The 14,126-nt window shown below is 43.0% G+C and carries 12 protein-coding genes; 10 read left to right on the top strand and 2 right to left on the bottom strand.

Annotated elements, in window-relative coordinates; translation table 11 throughout:
* Positions 1-4: 4 nt before the first annotated feature.
* Entirely contained in the window at positions 5-1,702 is a 1,698-nt protein-coding gene (locus tag B0E43_RS25615; RefSeq protein ID WP_077346894.1) for an amidohydrolase family protein, read from the bottom strand.
* A gap of 226 nt (positions 1,703-1,928) precedes the next feature.
* Between B0E43_RS25615 and B0E43_RS25610 the strand changes: the two genes are divergently transcribed.
* The 5 genes from B0E43_RS25610 to B0E43_RS25590 are packed head-to-tail and all read left to right on the top strand — an operon-like array spanning position 1,929 to position 7,732.
* Positions 1,929-2,288 carry a response regulator transcription factor gene (locus B0E43_RS25610; protein ID WP_077346892.1) on the top strand — a complete coding sequence of 120 codons (360 nt, stop codon included), beginning with the start codon at positions 1,929-1,931 and terminating at the stop codon, positions 2,286-2,288.
* Between the two features lie 6 nt (positions 2,289-2,294).
* Positions 2,295-3,872: a hypothetical protein gene (locus tag B0E43_RS25605; RefSeq protein ID WP_139352655.1), complete on the top strand. Its 1,578-nt coding sequence runs from the start codon at positions 2,295-2,297 to the stop codon at positions 3,870-3,872.
* A complete protein-coding gene (locus B0E43_RS25600) occupies positions 3,865-5,328 on the top strand; it encodes a glycosyltransferase (protein ID WP_077346888.1) in 1,464 nt (487 codons plus the stop codon). Before B0E43_RS25605 ends, B0E43_RS25600 begins: the two co-directional genes overlap by 8 nt.
* Positions 5,325-6,551: a YaiO family outer membrane beta-barrel protein gene (locus tag B0E43_RS25595; protein WP_077346886.1), complete on the top strand. Its 1,227-nt coding sequence runs from the start codon at positions 5,325-5,327 to the stop codon at positions 6,549-6,551. Before B0E43_RS25600 ends, B0E43_RS25595 begins: the two co-directional genes overlap by 4 nt.
* Positions 6,552-6,562: 11 nt before the next feature.
* A complete protein-coding gene (locus B0E43_RS25590) occupies positions 6,563-7,732 on the top strand; it encodes a hypothetical protein (RefSeq protein ID WP_077346884.1) in 1,170 nt (389 codons plus the stop codon).
* On the opposite strand, the gene B0E43_RS25585 is transcribed toward B0E43_RS25590, so the two are convergent.
* Positions 7,733-9,679: an LTA synthase family protein gene (locus B0E43_RS25585; protein ID WP_168171888.1), complete on the bottom strand. Its 1,947-nt coding sequence runs from the start codon at positions 9,677-9,679 to the stop codon at positions 7,733-7,735. It abuts the gene before it with no gap.
* A 149-nt stretch (positions 9,680-9,828) separates the two neighbouring features.
* Here B0E43_RS25585 and B0E43_RS25580 point away from each other — a divergent pair, with 149 nt between their 5' ends.
* From B0E43_RS25580 to B0E43_RS25560, 5 genes are all read left to right on the top strand, one after another.
* On the top strand, positions 9,829-10,371 hold the full coding sequence (locus tag B0E43_RS25580; RefSeq protein WP_077346880.1) for a class I SAM-dependent methyltransferase: 543 nt from the start codon (positions 9,829-9,831) through the stop codon (positions 10,369-10,371).
* A gap of 9 nt (positions 10,372-10,380) precedes the next feature.
* Entirely contained in the window at positions 10,381-10,629 is a 249-nt protein-coding gene (locus B0E43_RS25575; RefSeq protein WP_077346878.1) for a DUF3253 domain-containing protein, read from the top strand.
* Positions 10,630-10,662: 33 nt separating this feature from the next.
* Positions 10,663-11,244, top strand: a complete 582-nt coding sequence (msrA, locus tag B0E43_RS25570; protein WP_077346876.1) for a peptide-methionine (S)-S-oxide reductase MsrA — start codon at positions 10,663-10,665, stop codon at positions 11,242-11,244.
* A 265-nt stretch (positions 11,245-11,509) separates the two neighbouring features.
* Positions 11,510-12,109, top strand: coding sequence for an outer membrane beta-barrel protein (locus tag B0E43_RS25565; protein ID WP_077346874.1), 600 nt, complete (start codon positions 11,510-11,512; stop codon positions 12,107-12,109).
* A 183-nt stretch (positions 12,110-12,292) separates the two neighbouring features.
* The gene (locus B0E43_RS25560; RefSeq protein WP_077346872.1) at positions 12,293-13,960 is read left to right on the top strand and encodes a hypothetical protein; all 1,668 of its coding nucleotides are present in this window, start codon (positions 12,293-12,295) and stop codon (positions 13,958-13,960) included.
* Positions 13,961-14,126: the final 166 nt, after the last annotated feature.

Genomic DNA, 14,126 nt, shown 5'->3' with positions numbered 1-14,126 from the left:
GTGTTTAATTACTTAGGCTAGGTGAAGAGAGTTTAGCAGTAAGCGGAAATGAGCCAAATTGAGCCACAGACATGGTTCCTTCCATAGTGGCTCCTATGATTTCTCCGGTGATGGTGACAGTGAGGTTATTTCCACCTGCATTGACATCAAATTCGAAAGAGAGCGTCTTGCCGTTTACCGATACATTTTTTATCGGTGCAGTTACTTTACCTGACCCGGATGGGTCGTCATAAGAAATACTTCCTGTATAGGCTGATCCTTCTTTAGTGAGTGTGATTTCACCACTTGAAGAACCGGCAGGAGTTTCGGAGGTATATTCCCAAACGCCTGCCACTGTCACAGGTCCAATTTCGGATTTTCCGTTTCCATTGGCAGCTTTTTTCTTCACTTCATAGTCGAACAAATGCCCGTCTACTATGACATGCTTAATCTGTGCATCTTCTTTAAATATTGAATCTGTGCTGACAACGAAATTGGCCATTTTGCCTTTTTCGATTGTTCCTGCTACTCTGCTGATACCCAAAATGGAGGCGGGATTGGTGGTAAGTGCAGCCAATGCTGCTTTCTCGCTCAGTCCGTTTTTGATCATAGCCTGCACAGCCTTCATGGCATCGCCTGGCTTCGCATCGACCGTGGAGAAACCAAAAGGAATTCCAGCTTTTTCCAGAAGTGAAGCTTGCTTCAAGGCTTTATCATAAGCTTCCTTTACTCGCTCGTATTGGGCTTTAGTATCAGAAGTAACCACACTGTCTGCCTTTTGACTTTTTACAGCTTTGTCATCCGGTACCTGCAATTTGATCAAAACCGGAATACCTGAACTTTTGATCAGGTCAATTACGGATTCGTAGTTTTCCAAACCGGACAGGATCAGTTTGAAGCCCAATTCCTTTTGAAGTGAAATTGCTCTTCGCACTTCCAAATCAGTAGCGGCTGTGAAAATCACAGGGATTTGTTGTTGAACAACAGCTGACATACCTGCTTGGGTCGGAGTCATTTCAGGCCTTTTTACCCCGGTAGAGGAGGCATAAAGCTTGGAATGATCCAAAGCCAATGTGGTATTTTGGTACACTTCACGGAATTTCGCCATGACACCGACAGGAGTGGAAGGATACATTCCTCTTGCACCTCTGAAATTTGCCGCAAGGGCGGTGTTTTCGAGGAGAACGTTGACTGAACCTGTGCTTCCCAATAGCATGACAGAAGCTTTGCCAGGGATCATCCCACCATCCGGCATCACCTGACTGATAGTGAATCCTGCTTTTCTCCAGTCCTCTACTTGATTTCCTGCAATAGAAAACTGGTCGGACGCTGATCTCCATGGGGTAATTCCGGCGATTTCATCCGGTGGAGAGGAGGATACAAAATCCTTGGGTCTCTCAAGATCCTTAGGCTTGGTGATTCCGGTGGTTCCGGCACCATCTATGAATCCCGGATAAATAAAGAGTGAGTCTCCCGGAATCACTTGTGCTTCTTTGGGAAGCGAAAGATTGGCGCCCATTCCAAGGATTACACCTTCCCGGAAAAGCACCGTTCCTTTGGTCCCTTGCTGACCCGGAGCTGCAAAAATTGTTGCGTTGGTAATTGCGTAGGTGGCTGACACTCTTCGCTTTCCTGTTGGGTCACTCTGGGACCAGGCAGATTGCGAGAGAAATCCGGCCATCAGCAATCCAACTATTCCTGCTTTCAGAAATTGTTTTTTCATTCGATTGATGGTTATTCTTCAATCAGCAAGCTAACAAAAGCTATTTCACCTTCTAGAAGGAATTATTTCTAGAAACTTTTTTTTTGATTAGTGGTCAAGAGGAAGTATCAAAATGCGATAAAGTGCATTTGATTTACAAACCGTTGGGAAAGCCCTTATTTGAACGGTTATAGAAGCTTGGATTTTATTCTTTGATGTTATATTTAGGTTCGGATCACCCCCAATTATGAAAAGAATCCTGATTATCGAGGACGATTTGTTGATTTCCAGTCTAGTACAATTCAGGCTTAAAAAAGACGGATACGAAACTTTCCTAGTCAGTGATGGCAATGAAGGGATCAAGGCAATTGATGCCCTTGTTCCTGATTTGATCATCACAGATGTGATGATGCCGTTTCGGAGTGGGATAGAAATTATCCATCATGCCCGGCAATCCCAGCCAGATATTCCCATCATTGTCCTGAGTTCTTTGGGTGAGGAGGAGCAAGTGGTACTTGAAGCATTTAATCTGGGAGTAGCAGACTTTATACCAAAGCCATTTAATCCCAATGAGCTGGCCATACGGGTCAAGCGGATACTCAAGTAGGAATCTATGAAGAAAATTTTACCCTGGTTTATAGTTTTCCTATTGTTCTTTTTGCCCGGAGTGATTCAAGCACAGAGTCAGATAATTCCTGAAGATTCGATTGGTTTTCGGGACTTTTTGATTGTGCAAAAAGAAGTGCCTGGCCTGAGTTACCGATATGTTCTAGGTGAAAAGAGTATTTCAGATGAACTCGCTTCTGATTCAATTTACCAGTTTTCAAAAACAGATACTGGCTATGTATCCCGATTGATATCTGATTTTGACCTTGCTGAAAGGTTGGAAAACCGCCTGGTAGCCGACAGTCTTGACTATCAACTCGTCTACTTTGTTTTTTCAAATCTTTCTTCACATGAAAGCACCTATGAGTACCTGGCGAATCTGATTAGAAATGGAGATTATCAGGTAAAATTTGACGAAGATGGGCCCAAAGAAGATCTAGTATCTCTGGCTTCCAAAGCTCCTTATTCTCCATTACAAAAGTTCAAACTGAGGTTTTTTTCAGATTACCAGCTTTTTGGAGTCACATTGGTAATATTCTTTTTCTTTTTGGTGGCTTTAGGTATGATTGTTTTTATGCTCGTCATGAAAGCGAGGAAAAATAAGAGAGAAAACCTCCTCAAAGAATACGAGCGGATTATTATTGATCCTTTGACATCTCTACTTTTTGAAAAGGAATTAAAGGAAATCCAAGAAATGGATCAAAACGAAATTGAATTCTATTTTCCCCAAACTCTGCTATCCAAATCCTTATACAAAGACGTTTTGGTGGAGCGAATTATTGGTCTGAACAAAAGGATGAAAGGTGAATTCAAGGATAAACTGAAATCCTTGTATAAAAAACTTGAGTTGGATAAAAATTCGATGGATTTACTTCGAAACAAAAAGTGGGACAGAGTGACGATGGGTTTGGTCCAAATCAATGAAATGGATTTGGTTGAAGCGCTTCCGGAAGTGAAAAAGTTCACCAACTCATCCAATTTCCACATTCGTTCACAGGCAGTGGCTATTTTGTTAAACCTTTCGGATCAGGTGGATTTGACATTTCTACGTGACCAAACCTTTCCGATTTCGCTTTGGCAGCAAATGAACTACCTGAGGATCATCAGGTTTGCCAGTCTTCAAAAGGACCTTAAGCTGGAGGTTCTTTTTGATTCCCAAAATTCTTCCATCAGGATTTTCGGATACAAATTGGTCAGAATGCTTGGAAGAATGGACCTGATCGGAGTTTTGTCAAGTATTGCAGGAGGTGTGGCAGAGGAAGAGAAGATTGAAATCCTGGAAACTTACTCCACATTAGGTGCCCATATGGAGGTGGATTTTATCAATGAATGTCTACACGCTCAGAACCCAAACCTTAATCTAGCCGCAGCCAAAGCTGCTTCCGTCTTAGGAAATTCAGAATCTGCGGAAATTTTGTTTGGGCTTATCAAAAGTGAAACCTCTTTCGGTAATAAACTACACTATCTGAAGAGTCTATATGAATTGGACAGGGAGAAATTTGACCAGGCTACTCTGGATAATTCCAGTAATGAAATTCTCAAAATAAAGGACCACATTCTAGATCCCATGTTGCAAAATGTATAGTTTTTTATTTTACCTGATTCTTGAATTTTTGGGATTGATGTTTTTGATCCTCAGCTTTTCGGTGATTGTGATCTATCTGATATTGATGATCCTCAGCGCTTTTGAAATGCGGGATTATATTCGGAAAAACAGGTTTGCCGATTATGGAGACATCATCACTTCTCCAATTGCTCCCGGAGTGTCCATTCTTGCTCCAGCCTTCAATGAAGGTCAGAATATTGTTCAGAATGCACAGAGTTTGCTTTCTCTTCACTATGGAAAATTCGAAGTAATCATCATTAACGACGGATCCAAGGATGATTCACTTGACAAACTGATCCAGGCCTTTGAGCTGGAAAAGACAAATTACGCCTACAACGCAGAGATTGAAACAAAGCCTATAAAAGCTATTTACAGATCCAGAAATATGTCTTACCGACGGCTTACTGTGATCGATAAGGAAAATGGGGGAAAAGCAGATGCCTTAAATGCCGGGATTAATATAGCCGACCTGGAAATTTTGGCCTGCATCGATGTGGATTGTATCCTTTCCAGCGAATCTATTTCAAGAATGGTCCGGCCATTTATGGAGGAAACAAACAAGAAAGTAATAGCCGTAGGGGGAGTCATCGGCATTGCCAACAACTGTGATGTAGTGAATGGCACTGTGACGACCTACCGAGTGCCAGAGACGCAATTGGGCAAATTTCAGGTCATTGAATATTTTCGCGCATTCCTCATGGGAAGGATGGCCTGGTCTAGGATCAATGGACTGATGCTGATTTCCGGAGCTTTCGGATTTTTCAGAAAAGACTTGGTGCGAGCCGTTGGCGGCTATTTTCCAAAGACGGTAGGAGAAGATATGGAATTAATCGTCAGGATGCGGCGCTACATGGATGAGCAGAAAATCCCTCACAAAGTCGGATTTGTCCCTGACCCGCTTTGTTGGACAGAAGTACCTGAAGATGAGCAGATATTGTCCAGACAGCGCAACCGGTGGATGAGAGGAACTATCGAAACCCTACAATTGCACCAAGCCATGCAGCTCAATCCCAAATACGGAATTTTGGGAATGATTTCTTTTCCCTTTTGGTCTATATTCGAAAAATCCGCACCGATTTTGGAAGCTTCAGGAGTGATTTATACCCTGATTTTGCTGGCAATCGGCGACTTCAGCGCGGTGTATTTCATCGCATTACTTGCGATGATGTATCTGCTTTCCTTGTTGGTTTCCTCCTTTAGCGTGCTTTACGAGCAGATTGCCTTTAATCATTACAAGGACAAAAAAGACCTCCAAAAGCTGATCTGGATGATCATTACTGAACCTATTCTAGTTCATCCGAAAATTGTCTTCTGGGGCGTAATGGGCCATATTGACTTTATCAAAGGAAAAGGCGGTTGGGGCATAATGATCCGTTCGGGATTTAAAAATGCAGAGGAAAAGAAAAAGTTAAACCCTCAAGTTACCTCGTCATGAAACAGGTTTTATTAATTGGAATTGCTCTGTTTTTGGCAATCTTTTCAGCAAAAGCCCAGGATTCTTTTGATCCGGATGAGCTTTTGGTTCAGGCAAGAGATCTGATTTTTGAAGATAAATATTATGAAGGGCGGAAGATTGCATTCCGTGCTTTGGAAAAGTATCCAAACTATGCTGATATCCTGATTCTCGTGGGCAGGAGCTATGCCTGGGAAGGGAAAAATGACTCAGCATCCATTTATTTGGAGCGGGCAATTGTGGCCTCTCCGAATTATGTCGACGGATATGTAGCCTATTTGGATAATCTGTTTTGGTCCGACAATCTCTCCAAGTCGGAAGAAATTCTCAACCGCGCAAAATCCAACCTTGGGACTCCCACGCCCGATGAAATCACCTATCGGGAATCCCGCTTGCTTTATTATAGGGAAGACTACAATGCAGCCTATGATTTGGTTGAGCCTCTTTTTGACAAAGGATTTAATCAAGAAGAAATGCTCAGCTACCTCAAGAATCTTGAAAGGCTGAAGAGCATCAATGCCGTGGGGGCCACCTATGATTACGACACATTTCAGGATGAAATAGACGCCTGGCATACTTGGTCGGTTTATGGACGGACCAGGACAAAGCTAACTGGTTCACTAATCGCCCGGGTTACCCAGTCTGCACGGTTTGATGATTTTGGTACTTTGGTGGAGTTGGATGCCTATCCTTCCATTGGGAAAAATGGCTATGCGTACCTGAATGTCGGAGGTTCTGGGGCTTCCTTTTTTCCAAAATTCCGATTTGGGGCTTCTTATTTTCACAATCTGAAAAAAGCCTGGGAGGTAGAAGGCGGATACCGATACCTCGGTTTTTCTGAAGTCACACACATCTTTACAGGTTCTGTGGGAAAATACCTTGGTAACTGGTGGTTTAATGTCCGATTAAATGTAATACCCGACGATGCCGGTACCAGTACTTCCAGCCAGTTTACAGCCAGATACTACTTCAAAACTGCCGAGGATTTCTTCAGCTTACAGCTCGGCACCGGTGTTTCGCCGGATGAGGAAACCCGGGATCAGTCCCAATTGCTCAATTCCTACCGGGCCAGGTTGGGATATCAGCAGCTAATCTTTCCCAGATTTCAGATTTTCGGATATACCGGATATAGCCGGGATGAATTGAGCACTGACAATTACAGAAACAACCTCAACCTTTCCCTGGGATTTGAATATCGCTTCTAGGGTGATCCAACATGAAAGAAGAATTTAAACTCTTTACCCGTAAGCTTTGGCCTGCATTCCTGTTATTGTTCGGATTGCCCTTGATGAGCTATTTCATCTGGTTAATATTTCCGGAAAGGCAGCTTGAGGTGTTGATTTTGGATAAGACAGTAGTGGATAATTCTTACCAGGAGCATGCAGGACTTTTTTGGGCTTTGGATCATCTCAAATACAAAAAAAATTCAGGAGAGTTTTATTCCAAGGACCGGGATTATCTGGGTTTTTTCCCAAACGGAAAACCAGATTTTGGAACTTCCAAAGACTTGACCGGCAAAACAGAACAACAAATCCGGGAATTGGCAACTCAAAGTGACCTCATCTATCTGACAGATTCCTATGGTGTATATGAAGGAGATTTCGATGAAGCCAAACCAGTGGGCTTAAGTAAAAAGGTGTATGGAGGATTGGAATTCACAGATATCCAGTTGATCAGAATGGCCAAGGAAGAAGGTAAAGTAATGGTGGCTGAGTTTAATTCGATTGCCTCACCCACTCCCAAACCGATCCGCACTGAGTTTGAAAACCTGATGGGTTTGAAATGGACCGGATGGATCGGGCGATACTTTGATGAACTGGATACCACTGTCAATTTGGAGATTCCCAATTGGATGATCCGACAGTATCAACTTCAGCACGAAGCATGGAGTCTTAGTGGTCCGGGGCTTATTTTCATCAAGGAAAGTGGAGAAATTGAGGCTTTTCTGTTTCAGACTGACTATCAAAACAAAGTGCCCCTCATCAGAACCCAAAAAGTGAACAAACACGGATTCAGTCTCCCGGAAGTGGTACCATATCCGGATTGGTTTGATGTGATGATGATCGAGCGTGATTATCAGGTGATCTCCTATTATGACATTAATCCAACTTCAGAAGGACTGCAGAAGCTGAGAGACATGGGATTGCCCCGGTTTTTCCCAGCAGCTGTGGTCAGACACCTAGAAAAAGGAAGCCAGTATTATTTTTCCGGGGATTTCTCCGATCTGCGCGGAGATTTGGGTTCTTCCCGGTTTTATGGGGTGCCGACGCTTTGGAGAGGATTTTATGTAGCCTCAGATTACCCTGACAGACAAAGTTTTTTTTGGAATTACTATTTTCCTTTAATCTCCCAAATACTGCAAGAATCCCGAAAGAAGGCTAATTAATCAGGGTTTCCTGGAATCAGGAGGAGGGAGCAGCTTTCGGGTTTGGACCATGTAGGTGTTTTTGTTTTTGAAATCCTCAAATTCTCCGGTCAGCCGGTTTAGAACATTCCCGTCTTCGATGGGATCGATATTCAAGCCGTCTGATACAAGGAATACCTGCCCGTCGGATAGGAAGAATTCCCCATGGATGTAATCCACCAATTGATTTTTGTTTCTCATCAGAGGCATGGCTACCAGTGATTGGAAATTTCGGGCGGTATCCAAAACCTGTCCCTGCCAGATGACTTCTTCCGGAAGATCGATCAAATCTTGATTTTCAAGCAAAGCAAGAAGTGACGGAGTGATTTCATAATGGCTGGAAACTCCCTTAAAATAATCTCTTCGCTTCAAAAGAGGAGAATAGATCATCATAGGAACATGAAAACGATCCAGTCTGGATGACATGGGGATTTCCGGAAGCCGATGATCTCCGGTGATCACAAATATGGTATTGGCGAACTCCGGTCGGTTTTTGTACTCATCAAAGAACAATCTGATTGCATCATCGGCATACAGGATGGTCATATAGATGTCTTCATAGGCGAGGTATTCAGCCACTTTTTCCTGATCCAAACTGAGGTGATTGGTCAGGTGATCTCTGATCTTTTGTTTATAAAATTCCCGCTCGGGGACTAGATAAGGATCATGGGAAGTCTGAGTTTGAAAGATCCTTAATTGAGGGGCGTTGCGCTCCTTTGGAAGTTTTTCTAACCCCATTCTAAAGAGATCTTTGTCAGTATACCCCCAGGAAAAACCGCTATTTGAAGGGGCTTTTTCAAGTCCTGGAGGAAAGCTGTTTTGATCCTCTATTTGAACGGGCTCTTGATAGATCAAAAAATCAGATTCGTGATCAAAATTGACATCAGTTCCAATAAAAAACCTGGATTCATAGCCATTTTCCTTTAAAATGCTGAGTAACGAATTATGATAAGGAAATCCCTCATAAAGTTCCAGGAATCCTTTTTCCCCAAAAGGCAGGCCCCCAAATACTCCCGGTAGAAGACCAAAAGTTCGGCCGGTGGAAGAAAGGGCATTGGTCCAAACCAGGCTATGCTGCTCAAGAGAATCCAGAAAAGGGGTAAAACTTCCCAAATATGCGTCTTTGCCTGAATAGGCCTTTCCCAAACTTTCCACAAAAATAAACACAAGGTCAGGAGCTTGAGTCAAACTGTCGAAAAAAGGACTCAGGACATCCGGATAGTTATTTTTGTGCAGAAAAGGATACTCATCATTGGTGAATTCCTTTTTTACTAACAGGTCATCATTTGTGCTGCGGAGGTAAAAGTCAAAGTAGAATTCCCCGCCGTACATCCATTGGTCAAATGCCGCCTCGGTCAGAAATCGGGATTTGTTGAGTTGAATATTATGTTTGGTCTCACTGGCTTCTAATCCCTTGGACGGTGGGGTCAAAGTGACCGCCATCAAGGCTGCAAAGTGCAAACCGGATAAAATCAGATAAGTCTTCAGCCCAAAGCGGAATATTCTAATGCCAAGGTACAGCAAGCCTAAAATTAAGACGATAAAGACCCCTCCTACGATCAGATTGAGCGAATTCAATTGGCCGGAAGCCGAAATGGTCAGAACCAGATCATTATAATTGTAAGCAAAAAGGTCTTCGCCAAGAGGCACAAGTGTTTTCATAAAATAAAAAACCAGAGCCATGTGGGCTATCAAAAAAACAGTAAAAATAGATTGAAGTAAGTACCTCGCAAACTTGGCAGAAACCAGGCTAAACAAAACATGAATAATGAACACCAGTCCCAGGAAATATAGAATCCATTCAAAATCCTGAAAAATCCCCAAAAGGATGACATCTTTTGCTGAAAAATCCAGCACGTGGGATTGAAATACCAAAACAGTCTCAACAATTCGGAATAGGATCATCAACCCGATAAAAATCAGGGCCATACCCCAAAAATTCCTTAAAATTGTCTGTAAACGAAGCGGTAAAGTGGAGCGAATTTCAGCCTTTTGGGCCATAGGGTACTGTTAAGTTTTTCGAGTGAGGTCGAAAATATAAGTCAAAATCGGGTATCTTCAACGGTCATTTTCAATTTATGAGTAAATCGGATTTATTGTTGGAACTCTATTCCAATCTGAGTACCACAGGAGCCCTAGCCTTTAGTTCCAAAGCTTTAGTCAATAAAATGCTGTCCTTCACCGATATCGAACATGCCAAATTGGTCGTGGAATTGGGTGGTGGAGACGGTAGTATTACCCAAGGGATCATAGACAGACTTTCCCCGGATTGTGAATTGTTAGTGTTCGAAATCAACAAGTCATTTTGCGATTCGATGAAAAAGCAGTTTCCTCAGTCAAACGTCAAAATCATCTGTGATTCTGCCGAGCACATTGACAAGTATCTGCATGGGAGAAAAGCTGACTACATTCTTTCTTCTTTGCCTTTCATCATTTTGCCTAAGGATGTGACTGACACAATTTTGTCAAATAGCAGGGATTCGCTTGCCCCCAAAGGAAAGATGGTCATTATGACCTACTCTTATCATCTGAAAAAACTGTTTAAGCGTTTCTTTTCCCATATGGAGGTGAAGTTTACCTTTAGAAATCTGCCACCGGCTTTTGTGATGATCTGCCATTAAACCCAAGCCATGGAAGTACTCCGCGTGGCCATTTTGGATTTTTGCAGGAGGAAAAAAGGCAAGTCGTTTTCTCCTTCGGAAGTGATCCAGCAGATGTTTCCCGAGGATTGGGCCCTTTTCTTGGATGAAATCCATTCAGAAATGCTGCTGATGCACAAAGAGGGCCAAATCCATGTCACCCAAAACGGAAAACCTCTTGAACCTGATGAAAATACCCAAGGTTCCTATAAGATTGTCGGTCGAGTTAAACCAAAGTGAATTTATGGTTGTTGACCTCCTAAAAACAGCACGATGAGCAATGAACTGAATCTACCCAAAACTACTGTTGAAATTCCTGCGGGACAAGAAGTCATTACCTTGGGTGCGGGTTGCTTCTGGTGTACCGAGGCGGTTTTCCAACGTTTGGAAGGAGTGGAAAAAGTGGTTTCAGGATACGCTGGAGGTTTGGTTGAAAATCCTACTTACCGGCAGATTTGTACCGGAACTACAGGACATGCAGAAGTAATCCAGGTTTTTTATGATCCGAAAAAAGTCAGCCTGGAAAGTTTGCTTGAGGTCTTTTGGGCCACTCATGATCCCACCACACTCAATCGTCAGGGTGGAGATGTCGGGCCTCAATACCGATCGGCTGTTTTTTGCCATTCTGATTCCCAAAAGGAAATTGCCTCCCATCTGAAAGCCGAACTTAATGCCAAGCAAGTTTTTGAGAAGCCTATTGTTACGGAAATCACGGCATTTTCCAATTTCTATTCCGCCGAAAACTACCATCAGGATTACTTCAATCTCAATGGGATGCAGCCTTATTGCCAGTTTGTGGTGAAACCAAAAGTCGATAAGCTGAAGAAGTATTTTGCGGAAAGATTGAAGGGGTAGTCAGCGCTATGCTGCTTCTCCAGAAACAGCATTTGAATGTAATGCATGGTCCAGCTTCTGGAGAAGCAGGACAACAGGAGAGTTTATTTCTCGCTATGCTGCTTCTCCAGAAGCAGTATTCGAAGGAATAGTCCAGCTTCGAAGGCCATCGCGGGAGAGGTAGGACAACAAGATTTGCTTCGAAAATTACTTAGTGTCTTAAATTTTTTTTTACCTACCAATTTTCAGTAGTTTGGCGAAAGACTTTATTTTTAAACTTGTTCTTATGAATTTTACTTCCTATTTCAAGACTTTCGGATTACCCATTTTTTTCATGGCCATTTCTGTCGGTTGGGCGGGAGCACAAGATTCAAAAACCAACACTATTGGGGTTTCTGTTTTGGCAGAACATGAATTTATCAAGGGATTTTCACCTTCCGTCGGTTTTGTTTTTGAGCGAAGCCTTACCAAAAGGAGCGGAATCGAAACCGGGATTTTTTATAAAACTTACCGGAGTGATTTCAATGCTTTCGTTCCTATTCCAGAGGGAGGAGGCTACTATGAGTATATCAAGGTCAGAGAATCCTACCTCAATTTTCCTGTACTTTATCGGTTTTACACCAAATCGGTGACAATTTCCCTAGGACCAGTTGTCGAAGCTTTCGTAGGATGGGATCAAATAAGCTCTGGCAACTCAGAAGTCACCAGTTACGAGATCGATCCTTCTGTTGATTTTGGACCATTGCTGAAAGTTTCCAAAACCTTCACCCTTGGAGACAATCTGATAGCAGAGCCGGAATTCAGGTTTGGGATAATGGCCAAAGCTGCGATTTCGTATTTTGGTTTCGGGGTTCAGTTGAAACAGGGGTTGTTGCAGCAGAAATAAGCTATGGGTATAATCTCCCGATATGCTGCTTATCAAATTATGCTGCTTCTCCAGAAACAGCTTTCGTAGGGCGTGCATAGTCCAGCTTCAGGAGAAGCAGGACAACAGGAATATTCACAAACCAAAAGAGTGAAAATGAGGTTTTATGCCTAATTTCACTGAATTTAACCTTTTTTGCAAAGCATGAAACGAACCCGAGCACAGGAATCCAGAGGAGCTATTGAGCGGCTTTATATCACGATGCGCCATCTTTTTAACAGGGGTAGCTACAAGCCCATGGGGATTTCTGGTGAAGGCCTGATCAATGCCCTTATGATCCTCAGTCCGGAGATTTACGGTTCGGTGACTGATCCTGAAAAGTTGGAATTGGACGGACTGCTCTACGTGATGGAGCGTCTGCCAAAAGGAATCGAAGAGTGCCGCTATGTGAGACTGGTCAGCAGAGAGGGGTATGAAACCTCACATTTGACTCCGCTGATTCCTCCTAGAAGAAAGCGGAATTGCTACCGACTTGATGAGCAGATCATGTATGTGGAGATGACCCGTGGGCGCTCAGATATTTATGATATTCTGACTCACCTGACCTTTCTCTACATCGAATCCCGCAAAATCCTTCGAAACAGCACTGACCCAAAGGGAAGGATTTCTTCCAACTGGATCATGCTGGAAGAATTTGTGAAAAAGGAGCTGTCCGGGGAAGAGTTTGACAGGGAAACAGCCAGTGCATACCTCAGCCATATAATCGGGCGGACTTTTGAAGAGACGATGCGGGCAGTGGATAAATTTTCCCGTAGCTCCAATTCCAACAGCCTTTTTTCCATTGTTTATCATTTAGGGAAACTTGCAATGGATGAATCCACAAAGGGCTTAGACCGGGAAATCAGCTTTTCTGCCACCTTACGCGAAAGAGTTGGACACCATGTTTACGGAGAACTTTGGGCTGATCGGATCAAGGAGACGCTTATGAATTTGGATCTGCTCAGACGACCGATTCATATCATCTCAGCCAACCTGCATTCTGTGCTCAACACGATTTATGGGCATCAGACTTTTGATCTGAAATCTTATGAAGAGATCGAAAAGATCGTGATGGATATTTCTGTAAAAGGAAAAAACAACCAAGGCAAGGTCATCCGGGAATATGCCGAAAAGCACGGCTTCATTGACCTTCCCGATGAATCCGGAACCAATATAGGAGCCCAGATCATCGATACGGCCTGGCTCGAAAAACCGACCCTGATTCCCGGGATCGCACTTCCAGAGGATAAGGAAAAGAGACCGGTCTTTGTGGTGATGGATTATGCATTTGGTGAGCAGGCCTATGAATGTTTTGATGAGCTGCTAAAGGCCTATTCCAAGGATGGAAAGAAGTATCCCCTCAATGTAATCTCCACTTCCATTATGGGCAAGGCAGGGATTTTGCATGGAGGAAAAGGGGACTTGATGGTGCCAAATTCCCACGTATTCGAGGGGACGGCAGACAATTACCCTTTCCGAAATGAATTGAAAAAGTCCGATTTTGAAGGATATGGACTCGGTGTCTACGAAGGATCGATGATCACTGTGCTGGGTACTTCCCTTCAAAACCGGGATATTCTGACCTATTTCATGCAATCCTCCTGGAAAACCGTCGGACTGGAAATGGAAGGTGCCCATTACCAAAAAGCCATCCAGTCTGCCTCCAAAATCCGGGGTAGTATCAAATCCAACGTCAAAGTGCTTTATGCCTATTATGCCTCTGATAATCCTCTTGAAACTGGCAGTACCTTGGCTTCAGGGGCGCTGGGAATGGAAGGAGTGAGGCCAACCTATTTGATTACCTACAAGATTTTGGAGAAGTTGTTTAAGTAGGAATTAGTGTAGTAAACAAGAGCTTGTTATGTAGTTATTTTTACTAATTTTTAGTAAAAATAACTACATGAAAATATCATAGATAGTTGTATTAATTTTTCAAGGTTAAGTCACCAAAAATAATTTAAACTAATACTTCGATTCATGAAGTGTTAAACCTAAATTG

This window comes from Algoriphagus sp. A40, assembly GCF_002002735.1.
In the GTDB taxonomy this organism is placed as follows: Bacteria; Bacteroidota; Bacteroidia; order Cytophagales; family Cyclobacteriaceae; genus Algoriphagus.
The sequence above is the reverse complement of the archived record's forward strand: the minus strand, read 5'-3'. Positions and strand labels throughout refer to the sequence as shown.

Excerpts from the sequence above, each read along its gene's own strand:
- B0E43_RS25605 (WP_139352655.1), top strand. The coding sequence starts at position 2,295 with ATGAAGAAAATTTTACCCTGGTTTATAGTTTTCCTATTGTTCTTTTTG.
- B0E43_RS25600 (WP_077346888.1), top strand. The coding sequence starts at position 3,865 with ATGTATAGTTTTTTATTTTACCTGATTCTTGAATTTTTGGGATTGATG.
- B0E43_RS25560 (WP_077346872.1), top strand. The coding sequence starts at position 12,293 with ATGAAACGAACCCGAGCACAGGAATCCAGAGGAGCTATTGAGCGGCTT.
- B0E43_RS25595 (WP_077346886.1), top strand. The coding sequence starts at position 5,325 with ATGAAACAGGTTTTATTAATTGGAATTGCTCTGTTTTTGGCAATCTTT.
- B0E43_RS25590 (WP_077346884.1), top strand. The coding sequence starts at position 6,563 with ATGAAAGAAGAATTTAAACTCTTTACCCGTAAGCTTTGGCCTGCATTC.
- msrA (WP_077346876.1), top strand. The coding sequence starts at position 10,663 with ATGAGCAATGAACTGAATCTACCCAAAACTACTGTTGAAATTCCTGCG.
- B0E43_RS25580 (WP_077346880.1), top strand. The coding sequence starts at position 9,829 with ATGAGTAAATCGGATTTATTGTTGGAACTCTATTCCAATCTGAGTACC.
- B0E43_RS25585 (WP_168171888.1), bottom strand. The coding sequence starts at position 9,679 with ATGGCCCTGATTTTTATCGGGTTGATGATCCTATTCCGAATTGTTGAG.
- B0E43_RS25565 (WP_077346874.1), top strand. The coding sequence starts at position 11,510 with ATGAATTTTACTTCCTATTTCAAGACTTTCGGATTACCCATTTTTTTC.
- B0E43_RS25615 (WP_077346894.1), bottom strand. The coding sequence starts at position 1,702 with ATGAAAAAACAATTTCTGAAAGCAGGAATAGTTGGATTGCTGATGGCC.
- B0E43_RS25610 (WP_077346892.1), top strand. The coding sequence starts at position 1,929 with ATGAAAAGAATCCTGATTATCGAGGACGATTTGTTGATTTCCAGTCTA.
- B0E43_RS25575 (WP_077346878.1), top strand. The coding sequence starts at position 10,381 with ATGGAAGTACTCCGCGTGGCCATTTTGGATTTTTGCAGGAGGAAAAAA.